Origin of the sequence: Bradyrhizobium sp. GCM10028915 (assembly GCF_042666195.1) — a bacterium.
GTDB lineage: Bacteria > Pseudomonadota > Alphaproteobacteria > Rhizobiales > Xanthobacteraceae > Bradyrhizobium > Bradyrhizobium canariense_D.
This window is the reverse complement of sequence record NZ_JBHTFN010000024.1, coordinates 116803-132279: the sequence shown is the minus strand read 5'-3', so window position 1 is coordinate 132279 and position 15477 is coordinate 116803. Positions and strand designations below refer to the sequence as shown.

The window sequence follows — 15477 nt, the reverse complement described above, 5'->3', positions numbered from 1 at the left end:
GATGGGTTGGAATAAATATAAGAACCGCTTCGACGGGACCCGTCGGGGCGCTGATAGAGAGTGTTTATGGCAAAAATCTCCCTCATCGTGAACGGCAATCCTGTCACGGCCAACGTCGATCCCCGCACCCTGCTGGTGCAGTTCCTGCGCGAGAATCTGCGGCTCACCGGCACCCATGTCGGCTGCGACACCTCGCAGTGCGGCGCTTGCGTCGTGCATCTGGACGGCAAGGCCGTGAAGTCCTGCACCACGCTCGCCGTGATGGCCGATGGCCACGAGGTCAAGACGATCGAGGGCCTGGCCGCCGACGGCGCGCCGCTGCATCCGATGCAGGAGGCCTTCCGCGAACACCATGGCCTGCAGTGCGGCTTCTGCACGCCCGGCATGATCATGACCGCGATCGACATCGTCCATCGCAAGGGCAACGAGCTCGACGACCACACCATCCGCGAGGAGCTGGAAGGCAATCTCTGCCGCTGCACCGGCTACCAGAACATCGTCACCTCGATCTCCGCCGGCGCCAAGGCGATGGCGAAATCCGATCTCGCGTAAACCGCGCGCGCACTCTGCGATCAGGACATTCAGATGTACGATTTCAAATACCATCGCCCCGGGACCGTTCGGCAGGCCGCCAATCTCCTGGTGAAGAACGAAGACGCCAAGGTGATCGCCGGCGGCCACACGCTGATTCCCGTCATGAAGCAGCGCTTGGCCAGCCCGCCGCATCTGGTCGACCTCTCCCATATCGATGGTCTAAACACGATTGAGATGAAGGGTCGCGCGCTCGTGATCGGTGCCACCGCCAGGCATGCCGAGGTCGCAAGCTCCGCCATTGTCGGCGAGGCGATCCCGGCGCTCGCGAACCTGGCCAGCCAGATCGGCGATCCCGCCGTGCGCCACAAGGGCACGATCGGCGGCTCGCTCGCCAACAACGATCCGACCGCGGACTATCCGGCTGCCGTGCTTGCGCTGGGCGCCACCATCGTCACCAACAAGCGCCGCCTCAAGGCGGAAGAGTTTTTCCAGGGCCTGTTCACGACGGCGCTCGAAGCCGACGAGATCATCACCAAGGTGATGTTCCCGCTACCGAAGAAGGCGGCCTATATCAAGTTCCGCAACCAGGCCTCGCGTTACGCGCTGGTCGGCGTGTTCGTGGCGCGGCGTCCCTCCGACGTGCGGGTCGCGGTCACCGGCGCCGGCTCCGAAGGCGTGTTCCGTGTCACCGCGTTCGAGGAAGCCCTGAAGAAGCGCTTCGCCGCGAAAGCGCTTGACGGCATCGAGGTGCCCGCGGACGGCCTCAACAGCGACATCCATGGCAGCGCCGAATACCGCGCGCATCTTATCGGCGTGCTGACGCGGCGCGCCCTCGACGCCGCGAACGCCAAGGAGTGAGTGATCCTCACGCCTCGGCCCAAACTTGTCCCCGGTGAGGGCGTAGCGAGACTGGCTTTTTCATGACCTCAGCGGCCAATACGTCCGGTGCCTTGCCGGCATCGGTCGATTCGATGCTCGAACTCCTGACGTCGCGCGGCTATCTCGCCGAGCGATCGCTGGCCACGGTGACCTATCTGTCGCTGCGCATGGGCCGGCCGCTGTTTCTGGAAGGCGAAGCCGGCGTCGGCAAGACCGAGATCGCAAAAGTGCTGTCGGCGGCCTTGGGGCGGAAGCTGATCCGTCTGCAGTGTTACGAAGGCCTCGACGTTTCCTCGGCGGTCTACGAATGGAATAGCGCCGCGCAGATGATCGCGATCCGGATGGCGGAAGCCGCCGGCGACACCGATCGCGATCAGCTCTCCTCCGATATCTTCGCCGACCGCTACATGATCAAGCGGCCGCTGCTGCAGGCGCTGGAGCCCGACGTTGCGGGACCGCCGGTGCTCTTGATCGACGAGCTCGACCGCGCCGACGAGGCGTTCGAGGCGTATCTGCTCGAAATCCTCAGCGACTTCCAGGTGACGATTCCCGAATTCGGCACCGTGAAGGCGCCGCATCCGCCGATCGTGATCATCACCTCCAACCGCACCCGCGAGATCCATGACGCGCTGAAGCGGCGCTGTCTCTATCACTGGGTCGATTATCCCGACGCCGATCGCGAGCTCGCGATCGTCAAGTCGCGCGTGCCGGGCATCTCCGCGAAACTGTCGCAGCAGGTCGTGCGCTTCGTCCAGGCGCTGCGCAATCAGGATTTCTACAAATCGCCGGGCGTCGCCGAGACCATCGACTGGGCCACTGCGCTGTCGGAGCTCGACGCCCGCTCGTTGACCCCGCAAGTGGTCGGCGACACGCTGGGCGCGCTGCTCAAATACCAGGACGACATCACGCGGATGCAGGGCGACACCTTGCAGAAGGTGCTGAAGGACGCGACGAGCGAGTAACTTGTCATTCCGGGGCGCGCGGGAGCGTGAACTCTGATGCGCAATTGCGCACCTGAGAATCTCGCGCCACAATCTCTGGATTCCGGGTTCGTCGCTTCGCGACCCCGGAATGACGGAGCAAGGATGAACCATGGCCATCAACCACCTTGCGCCTGAGCAAACCGAGCAATTCGCCGACAACATCGTCGGCTTTGCCCGCGCGCTGCGTTCGGCGGGCATGCCGGTCGGGCCGGGTGCGGTCATCGATGCCATGAGCGCGCTTGAGGTGATCGACATCGGCCACCGCGCCGACGTCTTCACCACCCTGGAGGCGATCTTCGTCAAGCGCCACGAGCATGCGCTGATCTTCAAACAGGCCTTCAACCTGTTCTTCCGGGCGTCGGAAGAGTGGAAGCACATGCTGGATTCGGTGCCGCTGCCGGAGCAGGCCAAAAAGAAGCCGCAGGCCGGCTCCCGCCGCGTCCAGGAGGCGATGTCGCAGCCGCGCATGACGGAGACGCCGCAGCACCAGGAGCAGGATTTGCGCCTGTCGGTCTCCGACAAGGAAATCCTTCAGAAGAAGGATTTCGCTCAGATGAGCGCGGCCGAGATCACCGAAGCGCTCCGCGCTGTCGAGCGGATGCGGCTGCCGCAGGCCGAGCTATTGACGCGCCGGCACCGACCCGATGCGCGCGGGCTTCGTCTCGATTTGCGCCGCACCTTACGCGCGTCCTTGCGTACCGGTGGCGACATCATCGACATCCATCGCCTCGGGCGGATCGAGAAACCGGCGCCGATCGTCGCGCTGCTCGACATCTCGGGTTCGATGAGCGAGTACACCCGCCTGTTCCTGCATTTCCTGCATGCCATAGGGGACGCGCGAAAACGTGTCTCGGTGTTCCTGTTCGGCACTCGCCTCACCAACGTGACCCGGGCGCTGCGCCAGCGCGACCCCGACGAGGCGCTGGCGAGCTGCTCGGCCTCGGTCGAGGACTGGGCCGGCGGCACGCGGATCTCGGCCTCCCTGCACAATTTCAACAAATTGTGGGCGCGGCGCGTGCTGAGCCAGGGCGCCATCGTGCTGCTGATCTCCGACGGGCTGGAGCGGGAGGCCGATTCCAAGCTCGCCTTCGAGATGGACCGGCTGCACCGCTCCTGCCGGCGGCTGATCTGGCTCAACCCGCTGCTGCGGTTTGGCGGCTTCGAGGCCAAGGCTCAAGGCATCAAAATGATGCTGCCGCACGTTGACGAATTCCGTCCGGTACATAATTTGAGCTCGATCCAGGAGCTGATCACCACGCTCTCCCGGCCGCTGCCGCCGCATCACCGCAGCTTGATCCGCTCCGCAGCCTGAGAGGTAGCCATGCTCGATCGCGACGAGGATATTCTGAAGGCGGCGGAGGACTGGCAGAAGGCCGGCCGTGGCGTCGCGCTCGCCACCGTGGTCGAGACCTGGGGCTCGGCACCGCGTCCGGCGGGCTCGAGCCTCGTCATCAACGACGAGGGCACGTTCCTGGGGTCCGTCTCCGGCGGCTGCGTCGAGGGCGCCGTGGTCACGGAGGCCATGGATGTGATCGAGAGCGGCAAGCCCAGGATGCTGGAGTTCGGCGTTGCCGACGAGACTGCCTGGAATGTCGGGCTGTCCTGCGGCGGCACCATCCGCGTCTTCGTCGAGAAAGTCGGCTAGCCGTGAAGCTCGAGATCCTGCACGAACTCAATACCGAGCGCGCCGCGCGCCGCCCGGTGATTTTGGTCACCGACACCGAGAGTGGCGAGCAGCGCCTGGTGAAGGCCAAGGATTTTGCCAAGGATCCATTAGGCGCCGAGCTGAACAAGCAGCTTCGCATGGGCAAAAGCGCCAGCGTCGAAGCCGGCGGCAAGAAGCTTTTCCTCAACGTCTATGCGCCGACCGCAAAGCTCGTCATCGTCGGCGCCGTCCATATCAGCCAGGCCCTGGCGCCGCTGGCGCGCTCGCTCGGCTACGACGTCACCGTGGTCGATCCGCGCACGGCCTTTGCGAGCCCCCAGCGCTTCCCCGACGTTCCACTGGTCGCGGAATGGCCCGACACGGCGCTGCCGCCGCTCAACGTCGACGCCTACACGGCCTTCGTCGCGGTAACGCACGATCCCAAGATCGACGATCCCGCGCTGCTGCACGCCTTCGAGCGCAACTGCTTCTATATCGGCGCGCTCGGATCACGGAAGACGCACGCCAAGCGCGGCGACCGGCTGCGGGCGCAAGGCGCCAAGGAGGCTGACATCGCGCGCATCCACGCGCCGATCGGGCTTGCGATCGGCGCGGTCTCGCCGTCCGAGATCGCGGTCTCGATCATGGCCGAGATCACGGCGGTGCTTCGCCTGCCGCCCAAAGAAAAAGAAGAAGCCGCATGAAGTTCGGCCCGGCGAGTCCCAGGGATGCGATCGGCGGGGTGACCGTCCACACACTGCGCCAGGGACCGCTGGTGCTGAAAAAGGGCACGACGATCGGCCCGGCCGAGGTCGAGGCGCTGGAGCGCGCTGGCATCAAGGACGTCGTGGTGGTGCGGATGGAGGAGGACGATGTCTCCGAGGACATCGCTGCCGCCAGCATCGCGCTCGCCGTCGGCGGCGAGGGCATCCATGTCGAGCGCGCCTTCACCGGCCGGGCCAATCTGTTCGCCGCGCAGCCAGGCGTGCTGGTGATCGATCGCGCCGCGGTCGACCGCATCAACAATGTCGACGAGGCCATCACATTTGCGACGCTCTCCGCCTTCAAGCCGGTGGTCGAGGGCGAGATGGTCGGCACCGTCAAGATCATCCCGTTCGGTGTCAAAGGAAACTTGCGTGATGCCGCGGTGAAGGCCGCGGGTCGCGACGTGCTGAAGATCGCGCCTTACGTCATCAAGCGCGTCGGCGTGGTCTCGACGCTGCTGCCCGGCCTGTCCTCCAAGGTGATCGACAAGACGTTGCGCGTCACCGCCGAGCGGCTGGCGCCGGCCGGCGCCGGCATCATCGCCGAGCGGCGGGTCCCGCATGAAGAGCAGGCGCTTTCGGCTGCGATCAAGGAATTGCTCGGGCTCGGCGCCGAGCTCGTGATCGTGTTCGGGGCCTCCGCGATCGCGGACCGCCGCGACGTGATCCCTGCGGCCGTCACCAGCATCGGCGGCGAGATCGAGCATTTCGGCATGCCGGTCGACCCCGGCAACCTGCTGCTGATCGCCCGGGCCGGCGCCGTGCCGGTGCTGGGCGCGCCCGGCTGCGCGCGCTCGCCGGTCGAGAACGGCTTTGACTGGGTGCTGATGCGGCTGCTCGCGGGCATCAAGGTGACGCGGTCCGAGCTGATGGGCATGGGTGTTGGCGGCCTCCTGATGGAGATCGTCACGCGCCCGCAGCCGCGCGCAAAACCGGAGATCGAGGGCAACAACCAGGTCGCGGTCATCGTGCTCGCAGCAGGCCGCTCGACCCGGATGGGTGGGCCGAACAAGCTACTGGCCGAGCTCGATGGCAAGAAGCTGGTGCGAATAGCGACCGAGCAGGCGCTGGCCTCCAAGGCGTCCGAGGTGATCGTCGTCACCGGCCATCAGACCGAGCTGATCGAACAAGCCTTGCAGGGCCTGAAGGTGCGTTTCGTCAAAAATCCGGATTTTGCCGGCGGCATCGCAAGCTCGGTCAAGGCGGGCATCGCGGCCGTTCCCGAGACGTCCGACGGCGCCGTGGTCTGCCTCGGCGACATGCCGCTGATCGACGCCGGCCTGATCGACCGTCTCATCGACGCGTTCGCACCGGACCGCGGCAATCTCATCGTCGTGCCCGTCAGCGAAGGCCGCCGCGGCAACCCCGTGCTGTGGTCGCGCCGATTCTTCGGGGAGTTGATGACGCTCGACGGCGATGTCGGCGCGCGCCATCTGATCGCGAAGCACACCGAGGCGGTCGCCGAAGTGCCGGTCGACGGCGAGAGCGCCTTCCTCGACATCGATACGCCGCAGGCGCTGGAAGCGGCACGGCGGGATAGCGGTTCGTAGGGTAGGCAAAGGCGCGCAGCGCCGTGCCCACCATCCCTCGACACGGTGGTGTTTGATTGGTAGGCACGCTTCGCTTTGCCCACCTACCGCGCCGCCCAGGCCTCAATTCAACGCCCCGTTCACCATCTGGAAACAACCGCCGCTTACAGTCACCTTCACCTGCCTTGGGGGGAGGGGTTTTTCCATGGCTTCGAACGTCGTCGCGCGCCGTTGCGCGATGTTTTTCTTTGCGCTGTCCGTCTGCATCGCGGGCGCTCGCCATATCACGGATGCGCATGCCGCCGGTGCATTTGCGGTCGGCAAGTGCGGCGCTTACGGCCAGGCCTTTGATTATGGCGCCGAGCACGAAGCCCGTGCGGCGGCGCAGAAGCAGTGCAAGGGCGATTGCACGACCGTGACGATGAAGCGCGCCTGCGCCGCGATGTCGGTCGATCTTTCCAATCCCTGCGGCGCCTATGGCTATGCCGTCAAGCCGAAGATCTCGACCACGCTCAATGCCGCCACGCGCGAATGCTACAAATACGGCGGCAAGGAATGCGTGATCCGCGCCTGGGCCTGCGACGCCAAGGGTTGATTCCTGTTGCAGTCATTCCGATCGTGCGTAGCATCGAATCCGGAATGACAGTCGGGGAGTTGCATGCAGTTCGATACCAAGATCGCCATCGTGATTCGTACCGATCTTCAAGCCTGGCAGAAGCTCAACGTCGCGGCCTTCCTCACCAGCGGCATCGCCGCGGCCTTTCCGGAATGCATCGGCGAGCCCTATGAGGACGCGTCGGGCACGAAATATCACGCGCTGATCGGTCAGCCGATCCTGATCTATGGCGCCGACGGTCCCGCATTGACGCGCGCGCTCGATCGGGCCCGGACGCGCAACGTCAAGCCGGCGGTCTATACCGAGGACATGTTCAAGACCACTCATGATGCCGCCAACCGCGAGGTGGTGAGGGCAGTGGCGCGCACCGATCTCAATCTCGTCGGTCTCGCGATGCGCGCGGAGCGCAAGGTGATCGACAAGATCGTCGACGGGTTGAAGTTTCATAGTTGACGTGAACGCGCGCGGTCTTGCGCGCGTTTCCACCTGCGATGCCTCACCCCGGCGGCATGCCCGCGAATTTGGGCAGGTCAGGGTCAAGACGATCCCAGTCATGTCCGCGCGCGGCGAAAGTGACCGCCTGCGGCTTGTAGCGGGCGGGCTCGTCGAGGCTTGCGGCGCGGATCGTGAAGACGTCGGGCTGTGCCGCGAAGGTCATGTACACAGGCACGCCGCACTGTGTGCAGAAACCGCGCGTCTTCACGTTGCCGCTGTTGGCGACCATGTCCCAATGCTTTGCCTCGCCCGTCACCGTGACGCCGTCGCGTGCGAATGTCATGTACGAGCCGTGGGCGCTGCCGCTTTCGCGCTGGCAGTCCCGGCACTGGCAGTGATTGCTGAACAGCGGCTCACCGGCAATCGAATAGCGGATCGCGCCGCAGGCGCAGCCGCCGGTATAGGAATTGTCCATTGCAGTAACCCCTCAACCTTCGCCGCTGATTTCGTCGAGCTGGCGGACGACCTTCTTCCAGCCGCCGCTCATGCCCGTGTAGGCCGATTCGTTCCTGGGCAAGACGAAGCCAGCATGAACCAGGCGGATCCGCGTGCCGGCCTCCACTGGCGTCAGTGACCACGTTACGACAGTGTCGAGCGGCGCGCCGTAGCCAATGTTGCGCTCATCGCCGCCCTTCCAGGCGTAGACGAGGCGGCGGTTCGGCATGACTTCCAGGACCCGGCAATGGATGACACCATCCCATGCGCCGCCCGGCGTGGTCTGGTAGGTGAAAGTGTTGCCTTCGACGGCCTCGAAACCGGTCGGCGGCATCAGCCAGCGCGCGATCAACTGGGCGCTGGTCAGCGCCTTCCAGATCGTCTCCGGCGCATGAGGGAGCACCTCGTCGATGACGATGTCTTTTGTCTCGGCTTTCAATTCAACAGCACTCACGGGTCGATCTCCTTCAAGAGGTCACGCAGGTTCTGGAAGCGCTCGCGCCAGAACACGCTGTAATGGTCCATCCAGGAGACCAGCGGTTCGAGGCCTTGCGGCGCGGCACGGTAATAGACGTTGCGGCCCTCGGCACGCTCGGCGACGAGGCCGGCCTGCTTGAGGGACTTCAAATGTTGCGAGATCGCGCCTTGCGTCACGCCACTTCCCCGCGTGAGTTCAGCGACGCTGATCTCCGTGCTCTCGAACACGCGTTCGAAGACGGCGCGTCGCGTCGGGTCCGCGAGGGCGCGCATGACGGTGGTAACGGGATTTGGGGCGGCTTCGATCATAGGATTAGATTAGCCGTCGCTAATGAATTAGTCAATACTAATTTGTGGACCAGATTGGGTCCGTAGCGCTGTCTTGACTATGACTGACTGGTCAGTCATATCAGATGAATGACCAGGAAACCCGCCAAAGCCGCCACGCTGCCCGCAGCTCGCGCGAACGCGAAGGCCAGTTCACACGCTGGCGAGGCCGCGGTGCCCGCGTCGAGCCGTGCCACGCGCGCGGCGGAGCGGCGCGCGGCGATCGTGGATGCCGCGATGGAGGAATTCATCGCGCGGGGCTTTGCCGCGACGCGGCTCGACGACATCGCGAAGCGTGCGGGTGTCGCCAAGGGCACCATCTACCTGCACTTCAAGGACAAGGAATCGATGTTCGAGGAGCTGGTCCGGACGGTGATCGTGCCTGTCGTGACCCGGTTGACGGCATTGCCGCCACCGGCGGGCTCGGTGCGCGATCTGGTCGAGGCGTTTGCGAGCAACTTCCTGAAGGAGGTCATCGGCACCAGGCGCGGCGATCTCGTGCGCCTGATCGTGGCCGAGGGGCCGCGGTTTCCCTCCGTGGCCGACTTCTACTACCGCGAGGTCGTCTCGCGCGGCATCTCCGCCATGCGCGCCCTGATCGAGCTCGGCATCGCCCGCGGCGAGATCCGCCAGAAGAACCTGGCGCACTATCCGCAGATCCTGGTCGCACCCGCGATGATCGCGGTGATCTGGCAGAGCCTGTTTGCGCGGCACGCGCCGCTCGACGCGCAGGACATGCTGCGCGTTCATCTCGATTTGATTTTTGGCGAACGGAGCACGACATGAGGCCGTCGCAAGCAATTTCTGTACTCGCATTGATCGCGGTCCTCGCGACCGGGCTTGCCGGCTGCAAAGACAAGCGTGATCCCGGCTTCCAGGGCTGGGTCGAGGCTGACATGATCTTCGTTAGCCCAGACGAGGCGGGTCGCGTGACGAAGCTCAACGTCCGCGAGGGCGATCAGGTCAAGGTCGGCGATCACCTCTATTCCGTCGACGACGATCTCCAGCTTGCCGATCTCAACCAGAACAAGGCGACGCTTGCCAACGCGCAGCAAACCTACGATCGCGCGGCTTCGCTGAGCAAGACCGGCTCGGGCACGCAGGCCAATCTCGACTCGGCCGTCTCCGCCTTGCGCGTCGCCGAAGCACGGGTGGCGACCTCGGAGACGCGGATGACGCGGCGCAAGGGCTTTGCGCCGGTCGCCGGTACCATCCAGCAGATCTATTTTCGCGAGGGCGAGATGGTGGCGGCGCAGCGGCCTGTGCTCTCGATCATGCCGCCCGGCAACATGAAGCTGCGCTTCTTCGTGCCGGAGACCGAGCTGCCGAAGCTTGCGATCGGCGATACGGTGCGGATCGCGTGCGACAATTGCGCCGCCGATCTCACCGCAAAGATCTATTTCATCGCAACCTCGGCCGAATACACGCCGCCTGTCATTTACAGCCTCGAGGAGCGCAACAAGCTCGTCTATCTGATCCAGGCGCGGCCTTCGCGTCCCGACGCCTTGCGCGTCGGGCAGCCGATCGACGTCTATCTCAATCCCAAAACTCCGGTGGCGGACAAACGATGAGCGGCAATGGCATCGCGATCGACGTCAAGGGCCTGACCAAGTCGTTCGGCGGCCGGGAGGTCGTGCACGATCTGTCGATGCAGGTGAAGCGCGGCTCGATCTACGGCTTCCTCGGGCCGAACGGCTCCGGCAAGACGACGACCATTCGCATCCTCTGCGGCCTGCTCACACCCGACAGCGGCGAGGGCACCTGCCTCGGCTACGACATCAGGCGCGATGCCGAAAAGATCAAGCGCCAGGTCGGCTACATGACCCAGCGCTTCAGCCTGTATCAGGACCTGTCGGTGCGCGAGAATCTCGAATTCGTCGCACGGCTCTATGGCCTTGCCGACGCGCGCGGCGCCGCGCGCGACATGATCAAGCGGATCGGGCTCTCGGGGCGCGAGGAACAGCTCGCGGGCGAACTCTCCGGCGGCTGGAAGCAGCGGTTGGCGCTAGGTGCCTGCACATTGCCCAGTCCGAAACTGCTGCTGCTCGACGAGCCGACCGCCGGCGTCGATCCCAAAGCGCGGCGCGATTTCTGGAACGAGATTCATGCGCTCGCGGCCGACGGTCTCACCGTGCTGGTCTCGACCCACTACATGGACGAGGCCGAGCGCTGTCACGAGATCGCTTATATCGCCTATGGCCATCTGCTCGTGCATGGCACCGTGGACGAGGTGATCGCGAAATCCGCGTTGACGACCTACACCGTGACGGGCGAGGACCTGAACGAGCTCACGGCTGCGCTCACCGGCAAGCCGGGTATCGACATGGTGGCGCCGTTCGGCACGTCGCTGCACGTCTCCGGCCGCGACGTCGCCGCGCTCGAGGCCAGCATCGCGCCGTGGCGCGAAAAAAGCGGATTGCATTGGCACAAATCATCGCCCTCACTGGAAGACGTGTTCATCGAATTGATGAGCCGGTCCAAGGATAATTTCCAATGAGCGCGGTCGATCATCCTGATCCCCAGCACGCGATCCGGGAGCGCTTCGGCTTCTGGAGGCGCTCCTATGCGATGCTGATCAAGGAGTTCATCCAGCTCAAGCGCGACCGCGTGTCCTTTGCGATGATCGTGATGCTGCCTGTGATGCAGCTGCTCTTGTTCGGCTATGCCATCAACACCACGCCGCACAATCTGCCGAGTGCGGTGCTGCTTCAGGAGGATTCCGATCTCGCACGCTCGATCCTGAAGGCGCTGGAGAACACCGCCTATTTCCGCTTTCTCTACGAAGTCCACGACGTCGAAGATTTCGACAATCTCCTGAAATCCGGCAAGGTTCTGTTCGGCGTCGAGATCCCGCGCGGCTTCGAGCGGGCAGTGCGGCGCGGCGATAAGCCGGCGCTGCTGGTCGCGGCTGACGCCACCGATCCAGTGGCGGCGAGCGCGGCGATCGGCTCGCTCGGCATGGTCGTGCAGACCGCACTCAAGCACGATCTCTACATCGGAGATCCCCCGGAGATGCCGTTCGAGATCCGCGCGCACGCCCGCTACAACCCCGCCGCCGCGTCGAGCCTCAACATCGTGCCGGGCCTCGTCGGCACCATCCTGACCATGACCATGCTGATCTTCACCGCGCTCTCGGTCACGCGCGAGGTCGAGCGCGGCACGATGGAGAGCCTGCTGTCGATGCCGATCAAGCCGGTCGAGGTGATGTTCGGCAAGATCATTCCCTACGTGCTGGTCGGGTTCGTGCAGGCGTTTCTCATTATTGGCATCGGGGTCGGCCTGTTCGGCGTGCCGGTGCTCGGAAATCTGTTCCTGCTGGCGCTGCTCTCGACGCTCTTCATCACGACCAATCTGGCGATCGGGTACACGATCTCGACGCTGGTGCAAAACCAGCTCCAGGCGATGCAGATGTCGATGATGTTCTTCCTGCCGAGCATCTTGGTGTCCGGATTCATGTTCCCGTTCGCCGGGATGCCGGCCTGGGCGCAATATGTCGGTGAGTGCCTGCCGCTGACGCATTATTTGCGCATCGTCCGCGCCATCATGCTGAAGGGTGCGAGCATGCAAAATTTGCGTTTCGACGCGTTGGCGCTGGCGGTCCTGATGCTGCTCGCCATGACCATCGCCGTGACGCGCTTCCGCCGCACGCTGGATTGAGGCAAGATGCCCCTGGAATCAAGGGGGCGGAATGGTCAGTTTTGCGAGCAGGAAGGCCCGGCAGCATGCCGTGATGTCCGAAGACTTCGAGCGCGAGCTGACGCGCGAGGTGCTGCGCACCGAGCTCGTGCGGGTGAGGGCGCTGATCACGACGGGCTGCGTCATCGTCGTGTTCCTCACCGCGATCTACCTCGTCAACTCCTCCGTGGTGCAGCGGGTCTGGCGGGGCACGGAGGGGCTTGCCGAGGTCTATGGTCTCCTGACCGGCTTCATCCTGTTCGAGGTCTGGGTCCACAGCCAGATCAGGCGAAACCTCAAGCTCGACCGCGATCTGCCGGTGATCCGACGCTATATCGGCGCGCTGATCGAGACCTCGCTGCCGACCGTCATCCTGATCCTGCAGATCCGCAGCATGGGCGCGAGCCAAGCGCTCGGCTTCGTCGTGCCGCTGATCTATTTCATTTTCGTCATCCTCTCGACCCTGCGGCTCGACTTCTGGCTGTCCACCTTCACCGGCTTCGTCGCTGCGGGTGAGTTGCTCGCTGTGGCGCTGATCTTCGATCCCGCCAGCGGGAGCGGCGAGCCGCAGATCTATTTCCACGCGGTGCGAAGCACCATCATCCTGATCTGCGGCGTGCTTGCAGGCGCGGTCGGTGCGCAGCTCCGCCGCCAATTCGCCGCAAGCATTGCCGCAGCGACCGCCCGCGACCGGGTGACCAACCTGTTCGGCCAGCACGTTTCGCCGCAGGTGGTGGAGCGGCTGATGGCGGCGGGGACGAGCGCCGCAGGCGACCTCCGCCGCGTCGCCGTGATGTTCGTCGATTTCCGCGGCTTCACCGCTGGCGCGCAGTCGCGCACCCCGCAGGAGGTGGTCGACCGGCTCGACGGCGCCTTCGCCGTCCTGGTCGACATTCTCGACCGCGAGGGGGGCATCGTGAACAAGTTTTTGGGCGACGGCTTTCTCGCCCTGTTCGGCGCGCCGCTGGAGACCTCCGACGCCGCGCACCGCGCGGTCGCCGCGGGCCGCGAGATGCTGACCGCGATGGCGCGCATCAACGCGCAGACGAGCTGGCCGCTCAGAATCGGAATCGGCATCCATTTCGGCGACGTCGTCGCCGGCAATATCGGCTCGCCTCGGCGCAAGGAATACACTGTGATCGGAGACACCGTGAACTTCGCCTCCCGACTGGAGGCGCTGAACAAGGAGTTCGGCTCGCAGCTCCTGATCTCCGCGACCGTCCGCGAGGCGCTGGGCGAGGACGGCAGCGATGCGGTCGCGCTCGGCGAGGTCGAGGTGCGCGGCTATGAGCAGAAGGTGGCGGTGTTTCAACTGGGGTGAGGGCCGCCGCCTGCGCCTTCACTTGTGAGTCGCGGTTCGTTGAAGCGGCTCGCGTTTCGTTGAAGGCGCGTGATGAAATATCCTTGGTAGCTTTTGGGGTCTTGCACGGTGGAAGCCGAAAATCTCAGCTTCCCTTTGTCACCCGGAGAAAGCCAATGACTCGATCGATCCTTGTTGCAGCCGCCCTGATCGCCGCTGTCACCCAAAGCCAGGCAGCATCGGCGCGGGACAGCGCGCCGCGCCGCGCCGCAACTCACGTGGCGGCCGACTGCGTCAGGGCTCCGGCAGCAGGCGCGTATGCCTCTGCGCCTTACGCACAGCCGCCTTGCCTGCCCAACACGGCGTCGTACTAACTTGCGGCAGAGACGAAGCCGGGGGCGGTGAAGTCCGCCAGCCCGGCGTCGCGAACGCTGATGGCGGATTGCGCGGGATCTCGCGCTGGAGGCCGAGTGGATTCGGCGCCGTATCGCAACGACGCGGCCGGCGAAGATTTTGCGAAGACGGCCTACCCGTTGCTGCGCAACGCGTACGGCCTCGATCGACTGCTCTGGGCAGCGACTGGCCGCACACGCAGTTCGAGAAGGCGCAAAGCTAGCGAAGAACCGGCGATTTATCGATGGGCTGATCGTCGATCAGAGTGAACGCGCGCAAGTGCTCGCATCGCCACGTTCGCTCTGCCGCTTTTGATCCGTCTTCCGCGATTGCTCCGATTGCACTCTATTTTCGGGCATGACGGGCGATGTCGCCGGCTTGTAGAGTGCCGGCGATGCAGCCGACCGCGGCTGCGCTTGCGTGAAGAGGAAGCGAAGATGCAGCGCCGCTACATCACCGTCGACGTGTTCACCGACCGCGCCTTCGGCGGCAACCAGCTCGCCGTGGTGCTGGATGCCGGCGGGCTCTCCACGCAGCAGATGCAGGCGATCGCGACCGAGTTCAACTATTCGGAGACGACCTTCGTACTGCCGCCGCGCGATAAGGCCAACGACGCCGAAGTGCGCATCTTCACGCCGGTGTTGGAGATCGCCTTTGCCGGTCATCCCAATGTCGGCACAGCCTTCGTGCTGGCGTCGCTGGCGAAGGAGCCGAAACCGCGCCTGCTGTTCGAGGAGAAGGCGGGGGTCGTGCCGGTCGAGATCGTGCGGGAGCAGGGCCAGGTGGTCAGAACGGAGCTGACCGCGCCGCAGCCGCTGGCGCGGTATGCGCCACTGTCACCTGCTGAAGCCGCGAGTTGCATCTCGCTCGGCGCGGATGACATCAAGACCGACAACCACGCAGCGCACGTCGTCACCGTCGGAAACGCGTTTCTCGTGCTGGAGCTGCATTCGCGCGAGGCGCTGAAGCGGGCCCGGCCGGATGCCGCGGCCTATGGCAAGATATTGCCCCGCGATGGCGCCCGCTCGGTGTGGTTTTATACCCGTGACGTGCCCGCAGCGGAGGCGCCATGTGAGCGCCAGGCGCGCATGTTCATGCGCGGCGTCAGCGGCCTCACCGAGGATCCCGCGACCGGCAGCGCAACCGTCGCAGCCGCCGCGCTGTTCGCCGATCTCGATCCCAGGCGCGACGGCGAGTTGAGGCTCACGGTCGGCCAGGGCTTTGACATGGGCCGTCCCAGCATCCTGCAGACGCGCGTGCGCAAGCAGGACGGCAAGATCGTCTCCGCCCATGTCGGCGGCAGCTGCGTGCAGATGATGGAAGGGACGTTGAGGCTTGATGGGGAGGGTTAGCTCTCTATTCCATCGTCATGCCCGGGCTTGTCCCGCCTGCGCGGCCGAAGCCGCTTCGGCGACGCGAAGGCTC

Annotated in this window: 18 protein-coding genes; 15 read left to right on the top strand and 3 right to left on the bottom strand. The window is 64.9% G+C overall.

What is annotated here, in order from left to right:
- The first annotated feature begins 66 nt into the window (after nucleotides 1-66).
- From ACFQX9_RS15395 to ACFQX9_RS15355, 9 genes are all read left to right on the top strand, one after another.
- Nucleotides 67-552: a (2Fe-2S)-binding protein gene (locus ACFQX9_RS15395; RefSeq protein WP_007602418.1), complete on the top strand. Its 486-nt coding sequence runs from the start codon at nucleotides 67-69 to the stop codon at nucleotides 550-552.
- A 33-nt stretch (nucleotides 553-585) separates the two neighbouring features.
- Nucleotides 586-1392 (top strand): xanthine dehydrogenase family protein subunit M, encoded by an 807-nt coding sequence (locus tag ACFQX9_RS15390; RefSeq protein ID WP_247455062.1) that lies wholly within the window; start codon nucleotides 586-588, stop codon nucleotides 1390-1392.
- Between the two features lie 62 nt (nucleotides 1393-1454).
- A complete protein-coding gene (locus tag ACFQX9_RS15385) occupies nucleotides 1455-2375 on the top strand; it encodes an AAA family ATPase (RefSeq protein ID WP_377789250.1) in 921 nt (306 codons plus the stop codon).
- A gap of 130 nt (nucleotides 2376-2505) precedes the next feature.
- Nucleotides 2506-3708: a VWA domain-containing protein gene (locus ACFQX9_RS15380; protein ID WP_085361694.1), complete on the top strand. Its 1203-nt coding sequence runs from the start codon at nucleotides 2506-2508 to the stop codon at nucleotides 3706-3708.
- A gap of 9 nt (nucleotides 3709-3717) precedes the next feature.
- Nucleotides 3718-4041: an XdhC family protein gene (locus tag ACFQX9_RS15375; RefSeq protein ID WP_148751517.1), complete on the top strand. Its 324-nt coding sequence runs from the start codon at nucleotides 3718-3720 to the stop codon at nucleotides 4039-4041.
- A 2-nt stretch (nucleotides 4042-4043) separates the two neighbouring features.
- Nucleotides 4044-4745 (top strand): XdhC family protein, encoded by a 702-nt coding sequence (locus tag ACFQX9_RS15370; protein WP_377789247.1) that lies wholly within the window; start codon nucleotides 4044-4046, stop codon nucleotides 4743-4745.
- Nucleotides 4742-6355 carry an NTP transferase domain-containing protein gene (locus ACFQX9_RS15365; RefSeq protein WP_377789245.1) on the top strand — a complete coding sequence of 538 codons (1614 nt, stop codon included), beginning with the start codon at nucleotides 4742-4744 and terminating at the stop codon, nucleotides 6353-6355. Before ACFQX9_RS15370 ends, ACFQX9_RS15365 begins: the two co-directional genes overlap by 4 nt.
- Nucleotides 6356-6539: 184 nt before the next feature.
- A complete protein-coding gene (locus ACFQX9_RS15360) occupies nucleotides 6540-6929 on the top strand; it encodes a DUF4189 domain-containing protein (RefSeq protein ID WP_018455588.1) in 390 nt (129 codons plus the stop codon).
- Nucleotides 6930-6992: 63 nt separating this feature from the next.
- Nucleotides 6993-7403 (top strand): DUF2000 family protein, encoded by a 411-nt coding sequence (locus tag ACFQX9_RS15355; RefSeq protein ID WP_377789243.1) that lies wholly within the window; start codon nucleotides 6993-6995, stop codon nucleotides 7401-7403.
- Between the two features lie 43 nt (nucleotides 7404-7446).
- Here the strand turns inward: ACFQX9_RS15355 and ACFQX9_RS15350 are convergent, their stop codons facing one another.
- From ACFQX9_RS15350 to ACFQX9_RS15340, 3 genes are read right to left on the bottom strand one after another with little or no spacing between them, the layout of a single operon-like run.
- Nucleotides 7447-7860 (bottom strand): GFA family protein, encoded by a 414-nt coding sequence (locus tag ACFQX9_RS15350; protein WP_377789241.1) that lies wholly within the window; start codon nucleotides 7858-7860, stop codon nucleotides 7447-7449.
- A 12-nt stretch (nucleotides 7861-7872) separates the two neighbouring features.
- Nucleotides 7873-8334, bottom strand: coding sequence for an SRPBCC domain-containing protein (locus tag ACFQX9_RS15345; protein ID WP_377789239.1), 462 nt, complete (start codon nucleotides 8332-8334; stop codon nucleotides 7873-7875).
- Nucleotides 8331-8666, bottom strand: coding sequence for an ArsR/SmtB family transcription factor (locus ACFQX9_RS15340; RefSeq protein WP_377789237.1), 336 nt, complete (start codon nucleotides 8664-8666; stop codon nucleotides 8331-8333). The genes ACFQX9_RS15345 and ACFQX9_RS15340 overlap by 4 nt, the downstream gene beginning before the upstream one ends.
- 108 nt (nucleotides 8667-8774) lie before the next feature.
- Between ACFQX9_RS15340 and ACFQX9_RS15335 the strand changes: the two genes are divergently transcribed.
- From ACFQX9_RS15335 to ACFQX9_RS15310, 6 genes are all read left to right on the top strand, one after another.
- Complete coding sequence (locus ACFQX9_RS15335; RefSeq protein ID WP_377789236.1) at nucleotides 8775-9470, top strand: TetR/AcrR family transcriptional regulator; 696 nt, start codon at nucleotides 8775-8777, stop codon at nucleotides 9468-9470.
- Nucleotides 9467-10255 (top strand): HlyD family secretion protein, encoded by a 789-nt coding sequence (locus ACFQX9_RS15330; RefSeq protein WP_377789234.1) that lies wholly within the window; start codon nucleotides 9467-9469, stop codon nucleotides 10253-10255. Before ACFQX9_RS15335 ends, ACFQX9_RS15330 begins: the two co-directional genes overlap by 4 nt.
- Entirely contained in the window at nucleotides 10252-11181 is a 930-nt protein-coding gene (locus ACFQX9_RS15325) for an ABC transporter ATP-binding protein (RefSeq protein WP_377789232.1), read from the top strand. Before ACFQX9_RS15330 ends, ACFQX9_RS15325 begins: the two co-directional genes overlap by 4 nt.
- Nucleotides 11178-12341 (top strand): ABC transporter permease, encoded by a 1164-nt coding sequence (locus ACFQX9_RS15320; protein ID WP_377789230.1) that lies wholly within the window; start codon nucleotides 11178-11180, stop codon nucleotides 12339-12341. Before ACFQX9_RS15325 ends, ACFQX9_RS15320 begins: the two co-directional genes overlap by 4 nt.
- A 31-nt stretch (nucleotides 12342-12372) precedes the next feature.
- Entirely contained in the window at nucleotides 12373-13680 is a 1308-nt protein-coding gene (locus ACFQX9_RS15315) for an adenylate/guanylate cyclase domain-containing protein (RefSeq protein WP_377789228.1), read from the top strand.
- Between the two features lie 809 nt (nucleotides 13681-14489).
- On the top strand, nucleotides 14490-15404 hold the full coding sequence (locus tag ACFQX9_RS15310; RefSeq protein WP_377789226.1) for a PhzF family phenazine biosynthesis protein: 915 nt from the start codon (nucleotides 14490-14492) through the stop codon (nucleotides 15402-15404).
- Nucleotides 15405-15477 lie beyond the last annotated feature (73 nt).